Genomic DNA, 18,996 nt, shown 5'->3' with positions numbered 1-18,996 from the left:
TCTTTTGATCAATCCTCTTTACCTTACTGTAAAGAGGATTTTTAGATGCTGCCAATCCATTGTCTTTTCATACTGGCTGTATATGTCAATTCTCGAGCTGTATTCTTTGTGAAGCGGATACCTTTTTTGCCGCAAAACCTTAAGACGGTTTTGTTAAATGCTGGAGAATATTTTGAGTTAGATAACTTAGGAGGGCGTCAATTATGAAATAATTCAGCACTTAATAAATTTGAAAAAATGCCAAAAAACAGAAAAAAGTGGCCTCTGGAATTTAAAATTTGTGCGGTCACAATCAATAATCTCAGCGTAAGCCAAGGACTACTCATATAATTCTACTTTGAAATTGGCTTGTATATTGTTTGTTATCATAAAATTAGGCATACATTAAAAAAATCACAGACATGTAAAATTTAACATATTACATATATTATTGTATGAATAATATTACTATATTTGGTCTGTTTATTATTTAAAAAATAAAAAATACGATACATAAATTAAGAGTGTAATTCTGTTTTGGCAGAAGCATCATTGTCCTTCCAATCTATTATTATAAAAATTTCAGCGATAAATTCAGCCTATTATCTTGTTATCCTCCCCCCTTCTTTTTATGCCTGCTATCAATCGAAATACATTATATATTTTATCGAAAACCTGTTGCAATAAACCTAGATAAAACAAATACCTAGTTCTATAAATCATATTTTGACTCTGCAGTTATATCTTTTTTAAGGATTGTTTAATCACTATTTAAAATAAATATTATGAATGCATCAAACCCAAATCATGAAGTGTATGGATCGCAACAAAGCAGTGCTCCTATTGATCTTACAGAACAAGAAAAAAAACATCTGCTTTACACCTTTAATGATACCGGCACCTTAAATGCTGACTATTTTACATTGCTTGATCTATTTAGAGAAACGGTACATAAGTACCAGAATAATACAGCAATTGTGTGCGGCAACGACAGTATCACTTATCAACAACTGGATGAAGAAAGTAATAAAGTGGCCAATTATCTGCTGTCTATTGGCATAAGTAGAGGATCTCTTGTTCCTTTTCAACTAAACCGTTCTATTGAACTGATCATTTCCATCCTGGGTATTTTAAAATCCGGCGCTGCATATATCCCGATAGACTATTCACTACCACTCAAAAGAGTTTCTTATATCATTGCAGACTCTAATGCTAAAATCATTATAACAGACAATGCCAATAAGAGTTTAATAGCTAATGAAGTAAGTTGTATTTCTTTATCAGACGCTGTGGTACAAGAAAAATCTATCGAACCTTTATCTGTCACCATCTCACAAGATGATCTTGCTTATGTTATTTATACATCCGGCTCTACAGGAAACCCAAAAGGTGTGATGGTAGCTCATCAGTCTATTCAGCATTTGATAATCTGGCATAATAAACATTTTAATGTAACCTCCAATAGCAGTCTTAGCCTTGTGGCAGGATCTGGTTTTGATATTGCTGTTTGGGAAATATGGTCTTCACTCGCTGCAGGTTCAGTATTGTATATTGCCGATAATGATGAACGTATCAATGCCTCTCAGTTATTGGACTATTATGGTCGCAATAAAATAACGCATGGATTTGCTCCCACTGTTTTAGTACCGGACATTGTAAAAGAGTCCCAACAAAAAAAACTTTCATTAATCTATTTGTTTACAGCAGGCGAGAAATTAAAACCAGTAAATACTCAGGGACTTCCCTACACATTAGTAGATTATTATGGTCCTACAGAATGTACCGTTTATGCCACTTTTTATATGGTGAACCGCGCTGATGGTCTGTATGTTTCTTCTATTGGCAAGCCAATTGCCAATACACAGGCTTATGTACTCAGCCCCCAACTAGATCTCTTGCCAATAGGCGCGGTAGGTGAATTATGTATCAGTGGCGCATGTTTGTCTAAAGGTTACTGGGGACAAACGGAATTAACCAATCAGAAATTTATAGCACATCCTTTTAAACCTGGAGAAAAATTATATAAAACAGGCGATCTTGTACGCTGGCTGGATGATGGTAATATTGAATATATTGGAAGAATTGATAATCAGGTAAAAATACGCGGCTACAGGATCGAAATGGGTGAAATAGAAAATGTGCTTGCAGGCATTCCTAATGTCAGTAAAGCAGTGGTGATTGCTAAAGAGAACAACAAGCTATATAAAACATTGGTGGCATTTATTGTGCTGGATAAAAAAATAAATAAATTGCACGGGCCAACTTCTACCAATGCCATTCGGCAACATCTTAAACAAGAATTACCTGGATATATGATCCCTGCACATTTCATTTTGACAGAAGAAATACCGATGAATGCAAATGGTAAAACTGATCTCAATCGACTACATGAGCTTCCCTTACAACATGATGCAAACGGTGGAATAATTACAGCCCCGGAAACAGAAGCAGAAGAAATTATTACCAGTGTATGGGTAGATTTACTGGAGAGGACAGAAATTGACATGACTGATAATTTCTTTGATATCGGCGGAGATTCTTTACTAGTAGCAGTGGCTGCAACAGACATTACCAGTAAGATGAATGTCAAAACATACATGAGAGATTTGTATCAGTATCCAACAATACAATCGCTTGCAGCTGTATTAACACAGCGAAAAATCGCTGTTGCGGATATTCCCGAAGAAGATGTAGAACCGGTAATTGAATTACAGAAAGATGTTTATTTATCACCCGGTACTCTAATCACTGGCAGCTTTGATACCAGTAAACTTATCAACCCTGCACATATCTTTCTTACAGGAGTTACAGGTTTTATCGGGATTAATTTGATAGAAGAATTACTAACAAAAACCGACGCTGCTATTTATTGCCTGATACGCGCCAAAAATGAATATGATGCACTGCTTAAAATTAATGAGCTGCTGGATAAATTTCATATTTCAATTAGTGAAGAGTTAAAAAAGAGGATTGTACCTATAATTGGGGATCTAACGAAAAAAAACTTAGGCTTGCCAGATAAACAATTCGATATGCTCGCAAATAGCGTAGATGTTATTTATCATTCTGCCAGTTCTGTAAATTTTATTCAGCCTTATTCGTACATGAAAGCCACAAATGTTGATGGTCTTCGGGAACTTATCCACTTTGCAGCACATAGTAAACTCAAATGTCTAGTGCTATTATCTACCATATCTGTTTATAGTTGGGGACATGTCTTTACAAATAAAACTGTTATGACGGAGCGGGATGACATTAAACAAAATATCCTCGCCATCAGTAAAGACATTGGTTATGTTCGAAGCAAATATGTAATGGAAGAAATTGCAGATCTCGCCGCATCAAAAGGACTACCTGTCATTACTTACCGTTTGGGATATGCCATGTGTCATGGAACAAGTGGTGCCAGTGCGCCCTACCAATGGTGGGCAGGACTGGTAAAGCTTTGCCTGAAGCACAATACATATCCTGCTCTTAAAGAGTTACGTGAAGGCTTGATTACGGTAGACTATATGGTGAAATCAATGGTGCATATTTCAAAAAATCCGGATGCTATTGGACTTAAATTTAACCTGATCGCATCGCCGGAAACGAATCTAACACTTGATCAATTCTTTCAGTTGTTTCATAAATATTACCCCTTGCAATTAAATAAATTACCCTATAAAGAATGGCGAAAACTTTGGGAAGATAACAGTAGTTGTGAGCTATACCCGCTTACTAGTTTGTTTAAAGACAATATGCATGAAGGACTCTCTACTGTAGAACTATATCAGGATACTTATATATGGGACAATACGCAAGTGAAAACATTTTTGAAAGGAAGTGATATTAAAGAGCCCGCATTCGATAAGAAATTATTAGATGCTTATCTCCTTTATCTGGGCATAAGTGTTTTGTCGCATCTGTCAGAATCAAATATAAGAATTTAAATGATTTAAAAGTTAACCCGCCAATTGATTTAAACATACTTGTCTCTGACTTAACAATGTGATGCTTTCTCAAAAATAGAAAACTCTACCCATATAATTAATCAATTTAAAGTAAGAATTACTAACTTAGGCAGGAGTTGTATATTTATGCAAAACTTTATCTAAAAAAATAACATAACAATGAATATAATGGAAGATAAAAGCTCAAACAGTCCAAATGAAAAACATCAGCCTTTGCAAAGAATGCAATGTTTTTCAATTTTGATTTTATAAAAATGTAATTCATAATTAATAACTATACCGTCACATCCTTCATTTCGAATTACTTGTCTCTTCTTTTACTGATCAAGCCAATTCTTAAATTCTGCTTGAAAGCGATGCCTTTGAAACGATTGAACCGGATCAGGATAATCGCGTCAAGAGGGAATTCAAAATTGGGCAGCTTGGCAATGATGAGCTTAAAAAAGATGAACAAACCAGAAATGAGACTGATCAGGGTGGGAATTTTATTTTCTGCGACATTACCACAAGATCCATGCAAAGGATCCTGGCATCAATTCAGCTGCTCAAAAGAACTGGGTTGTACACCATACACTATAGTGCCCAATTCTGATACGTTTTGATGCAAAGATTCTCTTTATCACTCATGATAAAGTTTAAGGGGCTTTGACATTAAGCTTTGTCAGAAATTTACCCGAAAGCTAATATTCGGTGTTAAACCAAGTGATTTGTTGTCTACCTGAAGAGCATCATTGGAATCCTTCGGATTAACCCTGTAATAACGGTTAATAAGATTCTTCCGATCGACAGGATTAATGACACCAACAGTAACCGAAGCTGTAGTGGATGGTGAGAAGTTGAAATTATAATTTAAAGAAGCATCCAAACGCATGAAATTATCCAGATTTTCACTATTTGGAGCATCATAATTGACCAGGGTCTTATTTCCGTTTTGTACTGTTTCATCACCATCAACTGGTTTGGTGTAAGGCTGACCGTTTCTCCACATACCGCCCACAGCAATTTTTACATTTTTTATAAACTCATAATAAAAGCCAATCGATACAGAATGTCTGATATCGACATTATTAGGAAAAACAGACGGGGTAAGTGTTTCAAACTCATAATTGTTTTTGCTGAAGGTATAACTCATCCAGACACTATATTGACGGGCTGTTTTATTGGCTAAAAATTCAAAACCTCTAACCGTATAACTTCCGCTGGCATTAGTAAACTGAAAATTGTTATAGAAACCCTGGCTCGAGGCGGTTATGCCATCAACAAATTTATAAAATCCTGTAGCCTCAATATTTAATTTGTTTTTATTGAATTCTACACCAAAAGAACCTTGTTTACTTGTGGCAATAGGCAAATCTTTATTGGTCACTAAAACCCAATGTCTTTTTTCAACACCTAAAAAATCATCTTCAAAATCTACAATTTGGGCAGTAGACTGATTTTTAAATTCACCCTCTAATTTTAAAGCAAACTGCTCTGATACTTTTTGCCGGACATTTACCCTGGGCTCTAATAAAAACGTATCAAATTTTTGAAAGTAGTTAGCACGTAATCCCACTCTCAAATAGGTGTTCTTTCGATTATACTGGGTCTCAAAAAATAGAGCATGATTGAGTAAGACATCTTTTTTAGTGTTTATATAAGATGGATTAGTAACAGCGGTTTGGTTCAGCATGCCTGTCTCATTAAATTGATAACCTATCAAAAAATTCAGGTCATCGCTCGTTTTGTAATAGGTGTTGAGTTTAGTTCCCGTTTCCAGCACTTCATTGGCTTCAGTTAAACGCTGATTTGTCTCTACCCTGTAATCAGCAGCATCAATATTATATCGGGAAAAGTACGTTATTAAGTTTGTGCTTAGTTTAGAATTCCACTGTGCTTTCCAATTCCCTCCATAACCTATATTTTTTTGGGATAAACTGCTGATTTTAGATTGGGTCCGATCTGCATTTGTCAATCGTTCCGAATAATCAAGGGCGTTATTAATTCCGATAATGTTTGCCCTGAACTGATGTTTTTCGTTCAAATCGAAAAGCAATTTTGCTGTATAATCATAAAAGTAGAAATCAGAAGAAGTGTCATACTGGTCGCTATCGGCATTAATTTCCGTGTCCTGAAAACTACGGTCAAAATATTGGGTATAGGTAGGAGATTCAAGCACATCGGTAATAGAACGACGACCTGAGATGTGAAACTCTAATTTTTTAGTGATTGGAATCTCTAAAAAAACATCAGCGCTAATGCAATTAATACCTGCACCACCCGAAAAGGTATTCGAAACCAAATCTTTGGTATACATATTGATCGTGCTGGAAACCCCATCACTGTACTCGGCACTTGTTCCGTTTTTGCTCACAATCACTTTACTGGTAAGATTGGGATTATAAGCGGATATCAAGCCAAAAAAATGGCCTGAATGATACATTTTAATATTGTCCCACAGCACTAAATTCTGATCATTACTCCCGCCGCGTACATTAATATTGGCGATACTTTCATTCGTGCTTTCCACTCCGGGCAGCACCTGAATGGACTGCAGGATATCAGGTTCTGTCAATCCGGGCAGGATACCAAATTTTTTAGTATTTAAAACCGTACTTCCATCCACATATTTTTGCAAACCGGGAGTCAGATACACCTTGATCAAAACCTGATTCAACTGTTCGTTTTTAGCAGTTAGAATGATCTCCCTGCAATTGTTTTGTGAAGCAAACAATTCTTTAGCCGTAAAGCGTCTGGATTCAAAACCCATATAGGAAACAGTTACTGAGGCATTTATTGGAATATCCTGCAGACTAAATTTACCGTTTTGGTCTGTTATGCAGTGCCTGCGTATATTATCCACAAACACCGAAGCACCTGGCAGACCAGATTTAGTCTCACCCGATAAAACGGTTCCACAAATGGCTATTGTTTTGTTTAGTACTGAAACGGTAACATACCGGTCGTCTAAAGCCTTAAAACTTAAAAGGGTTTTCTGATTGAGGTAGTCAATGGTCTGTTCTAAGGTAAATGAGGGATTGGGTTTCTCAATGGTCACCGCTGCCACATCTTCGACAGCATAGGAGAACTTTACGTTAAACTGTTTTTCTATTGCAATAATAACCTCAGTCAAAGGCCTTTTTGGGGCTGTATTTTGTCCATAACAAAAACTGCCCATACAAACCAATAGATAAATCAGCCCTTTATTGGAGACCATAATTATAAAATATAATGGTTTTTCCCTCGATCCTGTAACTTAATTTAAGCGGGATGGTAACGGCTTGAAGTGCTATTTGTTCATTGGAATGGGTAAAACTTCCCGTAAAGAGTTTTGAAGTGTCCACACCTTCTGTTTTTATTTTTATATCGTATTGTCGCTCCAGCTCTGCAATAACCTGATCCAGAGGTATTCTGTCAAAACTAGATTCCTTTTCAATCCAGGAAGGTTTTTTGGCATTTAAATCTTCAACAGCTTCAATGATCCCATTTATAACCCTAAAGGTTTTTCCAGGTGGCAGTTTAACCGCTGTCTGCTCATAGGCAACACTTACCAGACCGTGATAACAGGTAACCTCAAAATAGTTTTTGCGCTCTTTGACGTTAAATTGGGTTCCTAAAACAGTAACAACCCCCGCATTGGTATTTACAGTAAAAGTCTGCCCTTTTTGAACTTTGAAAAAAGCTTCTCCCTCTAAGGTTAAATCTCTTTTATCAGCCCATTTTTTTTCGTTAAAACTTAATTTTGAGCCCGCATTCAATATTGCCTGAGAATGATCTGGCAATGTAACCGATTTTGTTTGCGCTATTGAAGTTTCAAATGATGTAATGTTATTGGAAAGCAAGAAATAGGCAGAAGCAAGCGCAATAGCCAGCACAGCTGCTACGCGGTAAAAAACTTTGTAGTTTAAAGTTCTTACTTTTGGTTTCTTTTTAGAATGGTTTTTGGCCTGGAAAGCTTCCAGAGCAGCATGGATATCTACTTTTGGAGTCTCGAACTGCGATGCATAATGATTAATCTTTTCAAGTGTTTGTAAATCTTCAGACTGCTTTAAATCTTCAATTTCCTTACCTGAAAGCTCATTATTGAACCATTTTAATATTTGTTTTTCATTTTTCATTTTATACCTCTGTGTTTATAAGACAACTAACTTTTAAATTACCCTATAGCTAAACCATTATATTATATATTTTCGATCTGGGATTTTAATATTTGCAGCGCCCCGGACATTCTTTTTTCTACTGTTTTTTGAGAAATATCGAGCAGCTCCGCAATTTCCCTGTATTTTTTTCCCTCTATCCTATTGAGTAAAAAAACTTCCCTTTGCAATTCACTCAATGATGCAATTGCACTAGTGAGTTTTAGTCTGAATTCTTCTTCTTCAAGCAAATACTCAGGGCTTTGGTTATGAATATCCAGATTAGGTGCATCTTTAGCGTACCTTAATACCACTTTTTGATGTTTTACTGTATTTAGAAACAAATTATTAATGCTGGTAAACAAATACGTTTTGACTTTGCTAAAATCTATTTTAGAACAATTTTCCCAAATTTTTGTAAATGCATCCTGCACCAGATCTAATGCTTCCTGGTCATCTCCACATTTGAAATAAGCAAAATTAGTTGCTGACTGCACATGTGTTACATAAAAGTCCCTAAAGTGATTTTCCTGGCAAAGTTTATTTTTTTTGTCGCTCATTGAGGTATTTATTCTTTTTTTGTAGTTTGTAAAAGTATATTAATTTTTTAAAAGTAACTCAGATGATCCTAATTGCTTTTTTATGAAAAATTATTAAATTAATAAAACCCTAGATATCAATGTATTACAATTTTATTTGCAAAAAACTATATTTTTTTCAAATTTTTCATAGGGTAAAAATAATCCTGGTTGTCTTACCATTAGAAAGGCGCTTATAGATCGCTGGTTACTATAAAAATATTAAATTTAAAAATTATGAAAAAATTAAAAATTGTTACCGCAGCTGCATTGATGTCTATTGTAGGTTTTACATCATGTCAAAGTGAAATTGATAATGAACAGGGAGAAAACCCAGATACAAATTCAGCCAATTCAACTACAACAACAAACCTTAAACGTACTTCTATGTATGATGGTTCCTTTGATGATTTCCTGGATGGAGCGTCATGTTCTTCAATTTTGCTGCCCGTTACCGCTAAAGTAAATGGAGTTCAGGTTTCTGTCCTAACTCAGGCAGATTACCAGCAGGTTATTTCTATTTTGGGACAATATAACGATGATCAGGATACTGTTGTATTACAATTTCCATTAAAAGTTAAATTAAGCAATTACACTGAGGTTACTGTCAATAGCCAGACAGAGTACAATGCGATTCTTACTGCTTGTACAGCGGCGGAAGCAGCGGGTCAGAACGCCATATCTTCTGTAAATATCAGTTTCCCTATTACAATTTTGACATTTGATGTAAGTTTTAAACAAACGGGAAACGTTGTTATTACATCAGAGGAGCAATTATATACGTATATGTCTAATTTAAGCAGTACAGAATTATATGCCGTTAATTACCCAATTTCAGCAACAATTGCAGATGGAACCAAAGTAACAATTTCCAGCGATGCAGAGTTGCAGACCACTATAAATGCAGCTGTAAAAACACAGGAAGCATTAGCTCTGGCTGCTGAAAATGTTAAAAAGATTGGGCCTATTTTGGTTAATGGAAAATTTAAAATAGAGTCCTTTGTAAAGGCAGGCGTAAACTCAGCGGTAAATTATAAAGATTTCACCATCGATTTTACAAACAATTTACTTGTAAAAGCTGCGGATTTATTAAATACAACTGTAAGTGGAACCTATGGGGTAAGTTCGGAATTAAGCGTGCTGCTGCAACTGAATTTTTCAGGTAATGCTTCATTTGCCTTGCTGAATAATACCTGGAAAGTAACCAGTTTTACCGCAACAACAATCACCTTACAAAGCACAACTGATGCCGGGGCAACACTTGTACTGAAACAAATATAACTGGATTTTGACTGGTAGTTTATTGCGGACAGCTCACCTAATTTAGCTGTCCGTGATAAAACACTAATTAATAAAAACAATAATGAAAAAAACATTTTCTCTATTAACCATTATTTTGCTCTTCTCTGTTGGGGCTTGCTCTAAGGATGACAGCACAGAGAATTCAGCGGCGTTAAATACTATTGCAAACAGACAGCAGACCGGAAGTTCGGCTAATGATCTACTATCGGATAAAAAGTTTAAGAGTATGGTTATTGAAGTGGTGTATGTAACCGGTTTTGAACCAAGTAATACAGCAATCAATAATTTTGTAAAATTTCTTACCGCACGAACATACAAACCAGACGGTATCAGTGTTATAAAACGCTCTATACCATCTCCGGGAAATTCACCTTACACCGATCAGGAAATTGTAAATATTGAAAATGCTAATCGCACCAAATACAACAATTCAGACCAAATAGCAGTCTGGGCCTTTTTTGCAGACGGCAAATCTTCAAAGGACACTGAAACTTCGCTTATTCTTGGAACGGCCTACAGAAATACTTCTTTTGTTATTTTCCAGCAGACTATTGAGAATCTAAGCGACAGTCCGTTTGAACCAAACAGAAGTTTGCTGGAAACCACTATAATTACCCATGAATTTGGGCATATACTAGGGCTCACAAACCTTGGAACGCCGCTGCAAAGCAATCATGAAGATACAGCACATCCAAAACACTGCATTGAAAAAACATGTTTAATGTATTGGTCAGCAGAAACAGGTGCCGGTATTTCTAATATGGTTTCAACTGGTAATACGCCTGGGCTGGATGCACAATGCATTGCGGACCTTCGTGCCAATGGAGGAAGATAAAAATTTAATCAACAAACAATTTTAAAACCAAAAAGATGAAAATAAATTTTTCAATAATAGCACTATTCTTTGGTGCCATAGCAACAATTAATGCGCAGGACAACACTATTCCAAAATCGAACGCAGGGATAAAAGGAGGTTATAATTTGGCAGCGGTAAGTTTTGACGGAGATGGAGAAACCGGACAGCGACATGGTTTTCATATAGGAGTTTATGGAGAGTCTTTTATCAGCGAAAGCTTTTCCATTCAGCCTGAATTGCTATATTCTCAACAAGGATATAAAATAACAAACAGCAGCGGCACTTTTACTCAAAAGCTGGATTACATTAACCTGCCCGTAATGCTTAAAGCCTACCCTTCTAAAAATTTCTTTTTGGAAGCCGGACCGCAAATAGGATTGGCGATTTCACATAAAGAAGAATATGAAGGGCTTTTCAGCAGTTCGCAAGAATATGATCCCAATAGCTTTGATTGGGGATTAAACTTTGGTGCAGGATTTAAAACAAATTCCGGTATAAGTTTATCCGCACGCTACCATTTAGGCTTAGGGGATTTATATGATCAAGGGAAAGCACAAAACAGGGTTTGGCAGTTTTCAATAGGTTTTGATTTATAAACTTTAACTCTGCATTTTTTAAAATTTAGATTTTTTGCATTTAATACCCAAGTATTATAGATGCCTTATATTAGTAAGGCATCTATATATGAGATTTGTTATTTTGGAAAATAAACGATTTGTCTAAATTTGAACCACTTTAGCTGCAAAAGACAGCATTTTCAAAGAAGTCAAACCAAATTTAGGTGACGCTTTCCCATACAATACAATAAACATCATAATTTTATGTTTTTTTTCTTACATTAAAGCATTATCTTTAATTAATATTTGCTGTACACCGATAGTTCACCTTTTTACCGAATTTAAAGATGTTTATTTTATATAATCATTTTTCAGATTTCTAGTTACTATCCTACTATTTACAATACAAAATTATACAGCTATGACTTTACAGAATCCCATCCTTCAAAGAAATATTTATTTAGCAGATGATGATGATGATGATCGGGTAATGTTTGCCGAAGCATTGTTTGAAATAGATAATACCGTAAATCTAATACAAGCTCAAGACGGTCAACAATTGATGGATATCCTTTATAAACAGCCAGATCCTTTGCCTGAAATTATTTTCATGGACATTAATATGCCCAAACGGGATGGTCTAAAATGTCTAGAAGAAATAAGAAATCAAAAGAGGCTAAAAAAATTACGTATCATCATGCTTTCTACTTCTAGTGATCCTCTTGTCATAGATAAAGCATTTAACCTTGGAGCAACATTTTATGCTGTAAAACCCAGTACATTTAATGAATTGAAATCATTTATTAAAGAGGTCCTGCAAATAGATTGGTTTTCACCCCAAAAAAATAATTTAACCTTTAGGTTAATTTGATACCTTACCACTCAAAATCTGCTGTGGAGGTAAAGCAACAAAGCCAATATTTTTATAAAGTATTAGAGAAAAATGAGTATCAATTTTCCTCCATCTTTTGTTTACATATCCGAAAATTGCGATAATAATTGCGATATTGATGAACAATAAATTAAGGCTCCGACCATAATAATTAATCACTTTATTACAGTCTGGAGGGCATGTCCATAAACATAATCTTCCAATTTTATGTTTACTATCCGCACTATGGCGTATGCTTTTAAACGGCTATCTAAATTATTAAATTCCTGAAATATGCCTAATTTTAAAAGTCTTTTTTTATCTGATTTTTATTTGTTTTTCCTAAAGCAATAAAAAAAGAACCCAAAATTATCACGGACTTTCCCTTTCTGGCAAAAGACTTAGACATAGTGCCTTGCTCGTACCACGAGGTAACAATTAGCATATTAAATTATTTATAGTAATTAATACCTAACATAAATTGGGTATATCGACTAGATTTTACTTAAGTGTATTTATGCGATCTTTTTTTTAAATCATTCTGTAAAGTCTCATTGGCCTACAAGTTATTGACTTTATTTATATATCAATCTTAAGTCCTCAATCAAAATCTTTCTGCCTAAATTCATCAGGAACAAGTTCTAAATTTGATTATTTTTTTAAAGTTTTAACAACCTACAGCTTAAAAATTATCTTTATTTGCTATATCCCTCTTTAAAATAATCACAATATCCTAATTTACATTTCTGTAATAATAAATTCACTTCTTCTATTACGCTGATGTTCTTCCTCAGTGCAAGGTACACCATCGCTGCATTTATTGACCAATTGTGTTTCACCATAGCCCCTTCCGGTAAGCCTGTCTGCAGCTATACCATTTTTAATCATATAATTAATGGTTGATTCTGCCCTCAAACCAGACAGCTTTCTATTGTATTTGTCCGATGCACGGCTGTCCGTATGGGAGCGTACATCAATCTTTATCTGAGGATATTGCTGCATAACTGCAATAATTTTTTGAAGATCAATAGCAGCATCTTTCCTTATATTATGTTTATCCAGATCAAAGTGAATTATTTCTATGTTAAATACTTTGGCCAGATCAGATCCTGTTGTTACTTTTTTAATATTTTTTTCAAGGCTGATAGGCGATTTTGTCTCCTGATTCAGAGGGTGTGCTGACTTTCTGCTCCTTGGTAAGGTAGTCTTCTTTTGCTGCTTTAATATAATACAAGGTACCGCATTCTGCTTCAAAGGAATAGCTGCCATCAACCCCTGTTATAATTTGTTTAATTGTATTTAAGTTAGAATCAGATAAAGTAACTAAAGCTCAACCCTTATGACTCGGAGAACCTTGATAATGAATCGGACAGCCATTCCAAAAATCACTGAGCAGGACATCGAAGAGGACCTTATCGAAAATGCACCCCCGTAGGCTTTGAAACTGATATTGATACTCAAAATAACATTGAAACTGAAAGCGATGCCTTTGAAACGATTGAACCCGATCCGAATAATCCCGTCAAGAAGGGAATTCGAAATTGGGAACTTGGCAATGAGGAGCTAAAAGAAGATGAAATTACCAGAAACGAGACTGCTCACAGTGCACCGGGCAATTATAAACCTTCCCAGCGAAAATTTTAATGTACCCAGATTAGATGCCTATAAAAAAACAGTTATCATTGACGCTTTTTATAGCCTCTTGGTACCAATCTGTCGCATGCATGTAGATTTATCAGCAAGACCTGAAAGGCCATAGCTTGCTTTGGCTTATGAAACACGACTACCTTTTCTGGTGAAATTAAACAAAAGCATACAGGGTCTTGTATAAAAAGAAAAGGGAAGCAATAGGGCTATTATGGATAAATAGCAATAGGTAGAAAAAGCAGAAAGCTTTGGGGGTTGAACTCCAAAAGATAGACAATGTACCTGCTAAGTATTACAGAAGCCTCAGGCTAAAATTACCTAATCACAGCTATTGCTTCACAGCTAAAAAGATTTCGTATATTATTCTTATATTCGCTTAAAAAATCTTACTAATAGCACAAAGCCAACTTTAAAAAGTCGTATTGGCCATCTTTTGGGCGGTATAGACTAGTTAGCCGTAATGCTACCAGAGATCCTGCAAGAAATCATCAGACTACTAAATGACAGATAAAATAATTGAATATATAGAAAAGTTTGTAAAGCTGACTAACGAAGAAAGACAGCAGATTGGTTGTTGCTTTAAAGAAGTAAAAATCAAAAAGCGACAATTCCTTGTTCAACCAAATTTTACAGCAAAACACAGAAACTATGTTTACAAAGGTGCATTTAGAGCTTATGTTGTTGGAGACGAGGGACAAGACCACACTATTAATTTTGCCATCGACGATTGGTGGATTACAGACTACAACAGTTACGTTTTTCAACAGCCAGCGACAATGTTTGTAATTGCACTTGAAGACAGTGTCATTTTGCAAATTGACTACGAAGCAGAACAAGAACTTAAAAGACAAAATCACAAGTTTGAAACCTTTTTTAGGATAATTGCAGAACGCGGGCTTGCTTTTCAGCAACGCAGAATTATCTCAAATCTTATTCATACAGCAGAAGAACGATACGAAAATTATGTTTCAAAATATCCTCAAATCGTTCAGAGAGTTCCTCAATATGCGTTGGCTTCCTTTTTAGGAATGACAACCGAATTCTTGTCCAGAATACGAAACAAAAGGGTTGCCAAAAAAAGTTGAACTACATCAACCGAATTTCCTAAACTACTTCATTTTAAATCGTCCTAAGTAGGCTCATTTTTGCATCGTCAATAATGACAAACAACAATTTAAAATAAAGTAAAATGTCAACATCAGAAAAAAGAACTTTTTCAGTTCCAACAAGAGCAGAAGTATCTGCAAACAATCAAGGTATTTTTGATAACCTACAAAAGGTTTTGGGTTTCATACCAAATCTTTATGCCTATTATGCAAAAAATGAAACAGCATTAGGCGACTATCTGACTTTGCAAAATCGCAAAAGCACTTTGAATACAAATGAAAGAGAAGTGATTAACTTGGTAACCAGTCAAGTTAACGGTTGCCGTTATTGCCAATCTGCACATACAGAATTAGGCAAAATGAATGGATTCACAGAGGAACAAATCATAGCAATTCGCAAAGGCTCGGCATCGTTTGACAGCAAGTTAGACGCATTGGCAAAATTCACAGCATCGACAGTTGAAAACCGTGGTAGGGCAACCGAAGAAATCAAATTGGCATTTTTTACAGCAGGATATGATGAAGCTAATATGATTGATGTGGTAGTATTAATTGGAGACAAAATAATAAGCAACTACCTACACAACTTGACAGGTTTTGAAATTGATTTTCCTTTGGCTCAACAACTTTAATTTTAAAAGACAATAAATGAAAAATTGGTTTATAACAGGAATTTCAAGCGGTTTGGGCAAGTGCTTTGCCCAAACCGTTATTGGCAAAGGCGATTTTGTCACTGGCACATTTCGCAATCAACCACAAACAAACACTTTTAATATCCAACACAAAGACAAGGCATTTGCCTTGACTTTGGATATTAGTAAAACCAACGAAATTGAAAAAGCAGTTAAACTTGTCATTGACAAATTTGGACAAATTGATGTGCTTGTAAACAATGCAGGTTATGGAATTGCGGATGCTATTGAAGAAACAAGCATCGAGGAAACAAAAGCAATTTTTAAAGCCAACTTTTTTGGGACTTTGAATTTAACACAATCTTTTTTGCCAATTTTTAGACGACAAAAAAGCGGACACATTATTAATTTTTATTTTATAAAACTTTTATAATCAGTACACTGCATCCGATTAGCTCTCAGGCACAGCATTGATATGGTCCCAGCGCTATTGCACACTGAAAATCGGCCGTTATCTTTCCCAAAAAGATAGAAGTCGGTCCAAGAGCCGCAGCGAAGACGAAATGAAAGACCCAGTGCGGAGATAAATTGATTTTTAAAAGCCATAAACAGACCCTATGCGAAAGATTACGCATTGATGCGGCACGGCAGTAAGCCTGATTATTTCAACAGGAGACCACTCTTTGCTTCCAAATCGGCGGCAAGGTCCATACCCAGCACATCTTCAAGCAGGGATTTGAGCCTGTTATATGAACTGGGCTTCACGGCATAAAATGTTGCCCCCATTTGCAATGCTTTTTGTATCGTATCGGAGTTGCTGCAGGTGGAGAACATAATCACATTCAATCCTTTTAAACTTTCATGATTTCTTATTTCTTGAAGACATTCAAAACCTGATTTACGCGGCATGTTGATGTCCAGAAAAATAAACTCCGGAAGTTCCCCGCTGCAGAGTGTAAGGAGACTCTCCATCAGATCCATCCCGTCCTTAGCCTGCATGAGCAAGACAGCCGGATCAACTTCCCTTAGCGCTTCAGCAAAGAGATCCCTGTCATCGCTGTCGTCATCGGCCAAATAAATATATCTCTGAGTATTGTGGTTTTCAAAAGCCATAATAAAAAAATTATATTAATCAAACAAGAGGACCGGCAGCAGCAAAATGCTATTTTTAATTTACAAAAAGAAATTTAACAGTACAGGATAATTTGCCCCAGCCTGATCAAAAGATCGTAAAGATAATTCATAATTAGGAAAAAACATACTAAAAAAGTTTTTTTTACATTTTCTTACTCCGGCCCTGGGCCAGTTTTGCTAAAAATCGATAGCTGCAGAAGTGACAGCGGAAAATTCCATTGATGCAGATTCTTCGCTGCTTTAACCCTGTGCTGTCCTTTTAGAATTAAGGATATTTTTGCTGCCTTTTTTTACGTCTTGCCTTCATGTAACAGTAACGCTATCGGCAAGACCGGCAGAGCTGATAAATGTTTTTATAAAATCCTGCACTTCCTCGATACGCTCGCCCTCCGTCTTAAAAGAATTAATATGAAACTGGTCATCCTTATCCAGAATATGAATAATTTCAGTATATCCCTTAGAAATTAAGCTGCCTTTTAATTTAATTATTTCCTGCTGCTGGCGTGCATCCAGCTCCTTGCGGACCTGCAGCCTAAGAGCTTTTTCCATTTTAAAGATTTTAATTTACAAGAAAAGAAATCCATGTTAAAATTATAAAATAATCAGGGGCAAAAAAATAATTTAACACTGGTTAATTGTTTTTTTTTACTGGCTCCAAATATGAAACTGCATTCAAGGCCCGATATAGAATGCCTTGTAATTACTATTATTGTGGATCATGTTTATATTGGGCATTCCAATTTAACGGTAAAAAATGATCTGCTCTACAACTAAAAGTTTTGCCAAATTGGCAATTGACGCCACATCAGCCAACAAAATAACGCAGTAAATGGCAGGTTCTATATATCAATAATAAGCTTTAAGTTCAGGGCAAACCCTGATGATACTAATTTCTTTTGGGATGTCAGGGAAATTATTAGAAATTATTTAAATAATAATCAAATCTTTGTACCTTTATTTAAAGCTATTATTTATTATTTAAACTATTACATCGTGGAAAGAGCATCTGTTCATTTTGAGAGCATACTGAGAAGACTTGCCCGGATTTATCCCGGTGCCTGCCCATTAGAGGAGCTGGCACTACTTGTAATCCCCCCTTATAATGTTCTGAAAACACTTACCGAGAATATTGCCGCTCAAAAAGAAAACCATGCAAAAATACTAGATACCCTGATACTGCTGGATGATCAGGGGTATATTGCTTTGAATCCAGTAACAGATGAAAGTTCTATAACCATAAAGGGCCTGATCAAAATAAATAACGACGCCTTGTGCAATTAAATTCTTTTAAAAACAGCTGATAAAACGGGAAGTGAATCAGAAAATTACAATTATCTGAGAGCGTGAAGTGAGATGATCAAAAAAAAACAGAAGTTTAAAAATTCAATAAAGCCCATCAGGACAAATGGACCGTACTATCCAACAGCTTGGTGAATTCACCTGACAGTTTGAAAACAAAAAATTTAATTTCGAGAGGACCATAGCGGGGCTTTCCAATTCACCGCGTACCTGAATTGCTTTTTATTTTCCCAGGAAATTCAAAGCCGCCGGCAAAGAGGCATCTTCAGGGGTAAAAAAACAGCATCTGGAGCAGGTGCAGGTATCAACAAGGCTCAGCAGCGCCTTTAGGAAATCAAAGACTACTTCAAAGATAGAAGTATTTAACCCGAGAGTTTATCTACGGCAGTACTTTGCAGATACGAAGTTTGGCCGTAATCCCAGATGTGATGAACCGGAAAATAACTGCGTATTGCCGGGTGGTCTTATATTTTGGTTGTAATGGCTGTGTTTTCATAATCCCTGTTCTTATATTTACACTATCTTAGCAAAGATTCAAGTACCTAATAATCCTTAACTGCAATAAAATGATCAAACATATCTTTCATATTGACGACGATGAGGAAGACTGCCTATTCTTTAATGCCGCTTTATCCAAAATCGGCTTCGCCGGTAAGTATACCGCGGCTGAGAACTGGCAGAAAGCCTTAGTCAAACTCTCACAAGACCCTGCTGCTGACCTGATTATCCTTGATTACAATATGCCGTTGAAAAACGGCTATGAAATTCTTCAAACCCTAAAGGCAGAAGCCAAGTGGAGTCAGATTCCCGTAGTTATGCTCTCTACCTCAAATTCCGGCGAGTTAAAGCAAAAATGCCTGTCTGGCGGGGCATGCTCTTATTATGTCAAGCCAACCGATTTCAATTCCCTGTGTGATCTTGCCCTGGTATTGACATCACTATAGTGGAGAAATAACGGTCGATTAAA

The 18,996-nt window shown here is 35.9% G+C and carries 16 protein-coding genes; 10 read left to right on the top strand and 6 right to left on the bottom strand.

What is annotated here, in order from left to right; genetic code table 11:
• The first annotated feature begins 764 nt into the window (after positions 1–764).
• Entirely contained in the window at positions 765–3,911 is a 3,147-nt protein-coding gene (locus NLJ00_RS14390) for a non-ribosomal peptide synthetase family protein (RefSeq protein ID WP_256634255.1), read from the top strand.
• 682 nt (positions 3,912–4,593) lie between these two features.
• On the opposite strand, the gene NLJ00_RS14385 is transcribed toward NLJ00_RS14390, so the two are convergent.
• The 3 genes from NLJ00_RS14385 to NLJ00_RS14375 form a co-directional block, all read right to left on the bottom strand.
• Positions 4,594–7,089, bottom strand: a complete 2,496-nt coding sequence (locus NLJ00_RS14385) for a TonB-dependent receptor (RefSeq protein WP_256634254.1) — start codon at positions 7,087–7,089, stop codon at positions 4,594–4,596.
• A 25-nt stretch (positions 7,090–7,114) separates the two neighbouring features.
• Complete coding sequence (locus NLJ00_RS14380) at positions 7,115–8,029, bottom strand: FecR family protein (RefSeq protein ID WP_256634253.1); 915 nt, start codon at positions 8,027–8,029, stop codon at positions 7,115–7,117.
• Between the two features lie 62 nt (positions 8,030–8,091).
• Positions 8,092–8,607, bottom strand: a complete 516-nt coding sequence (locus NLJ00_RS14375; protein ID WP_256634252.1) for an RNA polymerase sigma factor — start codon at positions 8,605–8,607, stop codon at positions 8,092–8,094.
• A gap of 255 nt (positions 8,608–8,862) precedes the next feature.
• On the opposite strand from NLJ00_RS14375, the gene NLJ00_RS14370 reads away from it, so the two are divergent.
• The 4 genes from NLJ00_RS14370 (at position 8,863) to NLJ00_RS14355 (ending at position 12,211) form a co-directional block, all read left to right on the top strand.
• Entirely contained in the window at positions 8,863–9,906 is a 1,044-nt protein-coding gene (locus NLJ00_RS14370) for a hypothetical protein (protein ID WP_256634251.1), read from the top strand.
• Positions 9,907–9,988: 82 nt separating this feature from the next.
• The gene (locus NLJ00_RS14365) at positions 9,989–10,762 is read left to right on the top strand and encodes a membrane metalloprotease (RefSeq protein WP_256634250.1); all 774 of its coding nucleotides are present in this window, start codon (positions 9,989–9,991) and stop codon (positions 10,760–10,762) included.
• Between the two features lie 35 nt (positions 10,763–10,797).
• On the top strand, positions 10,798–11,379 hold the full coding sequence (locus tag NLJ00_RS14360) for a porin family protein (protein ID WP_256634249.1): 582 nt from the start codon (positions 10,798–10,800) through the stop codon (positions 11,377–11,379).
• A gap of 382 nt (positions 11,380–11,761) precedes the next feature.
• Positions 11,762–12,211, top strand: coding sequence for a response regulator (locus NLJ00_RS14355; RefSeq protein ID WP_256634248.1), 450 nt, complete (start codon positions 11,762–11,764; stop codon positions 12,209–12,211).
• A gap of 738 nt (positions 12,212–12,949) precedes the next feature.
• Here the strand turns inward: NLJ00_RS14355 and NLJ00_RS14350 are convergent.
• On the bottom strand, positions 12,950–13,480 hold the full coding sequence (locus NLJ00_RS14350) for an OmpA family protein (protein WP_256634247.1): 531 nt from the start codon (positions 13,478–13,480) through the stop codon (positions 12,950–12,952).
• A gap of 878 nt (positions 13,481–14,358) precedes the next feature.
• On the opposite strand from NLJ00_RS14350, the gene NLJ00_RS14345 reads away from it, so the two are divergent.
• The 3 genes from NLJ00_RS14345 (at position 14,359) to NLJ00_RS14335 (ending at position 16,029) form a co-directional block, all read left to right on the top strand.
• Entirely contained in the window at positions 14,359–14,943 is a 585-nt protein-coding gene (locus NLJ00_RS14345; protein ID WP_256634246.1) for a Crp/Fnr family transcriptional regulator, read from the top strand.
• A gap of 104 nt (positions 14,944–15,047) precedes the next feature.
• Complete coding sequence (locus NLJ00_RS14340; protein ID WP_256634245.1) at positions 15,048–15,596, top strand: carboxymuconolactone decarboxylase family protein; 549 nt, start codon at positions 15,048–15,050, stop codon at positions 15,594–15,596.
• A 16-nt stretch (positions 15,597–15,612) separates the two neighbouring features.
• The gene (locus NLJ00_RS14335) at positions 15,613–16,029 is read left to right on the top strand and encodes an SDR family NAD(P)-dependent oxidoreductase (RefSeq protein ID WP_256634244.1); all 417 of its coding nucleotides are present in this window, start codon (positions 15,613–15,615) and stop codon (positions 16,027–16,029) included.
• Positions 16,030–16,256: 227 nt separating this feature from the next.
• On the opposite strand, the gene NLJ00_RS14330 is transcribed toward NLJ00_RS14335, so the two are convergent.
• Positions 16,257–16,709: a response regulator gene (locus NLJ00_RS14330; RefSeq protein WP_256634243.1), complete on the bottom strand. Its 453-nt coding sequence runs from the start codon at positions 16,707–16,709 to the stop codon at positions 16,257–16,259.
• A gap of 324 nt (positions 16,710–17,033) precedes the next feature.
• Positions 17,034–17,279: a hypothetical protein gene (locus tag NLJ00_RS14325; RefSeq protein WP_256634242.1), complete on the bottom strand. Its 246-nt coding sequence runs from the start codon at positions 17,277–17,279 to the stop codon at positions 17,034–17,036.
• A 444-nt stretch (positions 17,280–17,723) separates the two neighbouring features.
• Between NLJ00_RS14325 and NLJ00_RS14320 the strand changes: the two genes are divergently transcribed.
• Together NLJ00_RS14320 and NLJ00_RS14315 are read left to right on the top strand one after the other, a co-directional pair.
• A complete protein-coding gene (locus NLJ00_RS14320; protein WP_256634241.1) occupies positions 17,724–18,011 on the top strand; it encodes a hypothetical protein in 288 nt (95 codons plus the stop codon).
• A 584-nt stretch (positions 18,012–18,595) separates the two neighbouring features.
• The gene (locus tag NLJ00_RS14315; protein ID WP_256634240.1) at positions 18,596–18,973 is read left to right on the top strand and encodes a response regulator; all 378 of its coding nucleotides are present in this window, start codon (positions 18,596–18,598) and stop codon (positions 18,971–18,973) included.
• Positions 18,974–18,996: the final 23 nt, after the last annotated feature.

The sequence above is a fragment of the Flavobacterium panici genome (assembly GCF_024499525.1).
Classification (GTDB): Bacteria; Bacteroidota; Bacteroidia; order Flavobacteriales; family Flavobacteriaceae; genus Flavobacterium; species Flavobacterium panici.
Note: the sequence above shows the minus strand (reverse complement) of the source record. Positions and strands in the feature narration are given on the sequence as shown.

Excerpts from the sequence above, each read along its gene's own strand:
- NLJ00_RS14370 (WP_256634251.1), top strand. The coding sequence starts at position 8,863 with ATGAAAAAATTAAAAATTGTTACCGCAGCTGCATTGATGTCTATTGTA.
- NLJ00_RS14345 (WP_256634246.1), top strand. The coding sequence starts at position 14,359 with ATGACAGATAAAATAATTGAATATATAGAAAAGTTTGTAAAGCTGACT.
- NLJ00_RS14355 (WP_256634248.1), top strand. The coding sequence starts at position 11,762 with ATGACTTTACAGAATCCCATCCTTCAAAGAAATATTTATTTAGCAGAT.
- NLJ00_RS14335 (WP_256634244.1), top strand. The coding sequence starts at position 15,613 with ATGAAAAATTGGTTTATAACAGGAATTTCAAGCGGTTTGGGCAAGTGC.
- NLJ00_RS14330 (WP_256634243.1), bottom strand. The coding sequence starts at position 16,709 with ATGGCTTTTGAAAACCACAATACTCAGAGATATATTTATTTGGCCGAT.
- NLJ00_RS14385 (WP_256634254.1), bottom strand. The coding sequence starts at position 7,089 with ATGGGCAGTTTTTGTTATGGACAAAATACAGCCCCAAAAAGGCCTTTG.
- NLJ00_RS14375 (WP_256634252.1), bottom strand. The coding sequence starts at position 8,607 with ATGAGCGACAAAAAAAATAAACTTTGCCAGGAAAATCACTTTAGGGAC.
- NLJ00_RS14315 (WP_256634240.1), top strand. The coding sequence starts at position 18,596 with ATGATCAAACATATCTTTCATATTGACGACGATGAGGAAGACTGCCTA.
- NLJ00_RS14380 (WP_256634253.1), bottom strand. The coding sequence starts at position 8,029 with ATGAAAAATGAAAAACAAATATTAAAATGGTTCAATAATGAGCTTTCA.
- NLJ00_RS14390 (WP_256634255.1), top strand. The coding sequence starts at position 765 with ATGAATGCATCAAACCCAAATCATGAAGTGTATGGATCGCAACAAAGC.
- NLJ00_RS14350 (WP_256634247.1), bottom strand. The coding sequence starts at position 13,480 with ATGGCAGCTATTCCTTTGAAGCAGAATGCGGTACCTTGTATTATATTA.
- NLJ00_RS14365 (WP_256634250.1), top strand. The coding sequence starts at position 9,989 with ATGAAAAAAACATTTTCTCTATTAACCATTATTTTGCTCTTCTCTGTT.
- NLJ00_RS14325 (WP_256634242.1), bottom strand. The coding sequence starts at position 17,279 with ATGGAAAAAGCTCTTAGGCTGCAGGTCCGCAAGGAGCTGGATGCACGC.
- NLJ00_RS14340 (WP_256634245.1), top strand. The coding sequence starts at position 15,048 with ATGTCAACATCAGAAAAAAGAACTTTTTCAGTTCCAACAAGAGCAGAA.
- NLJ00_RS14360 (WP_256634249.1), top strand. The coding sequence starts at position 10,798 with ATGAAAATAAATTTTTCAATAATAGCACTATTCTTTGGTGCCATAGCA.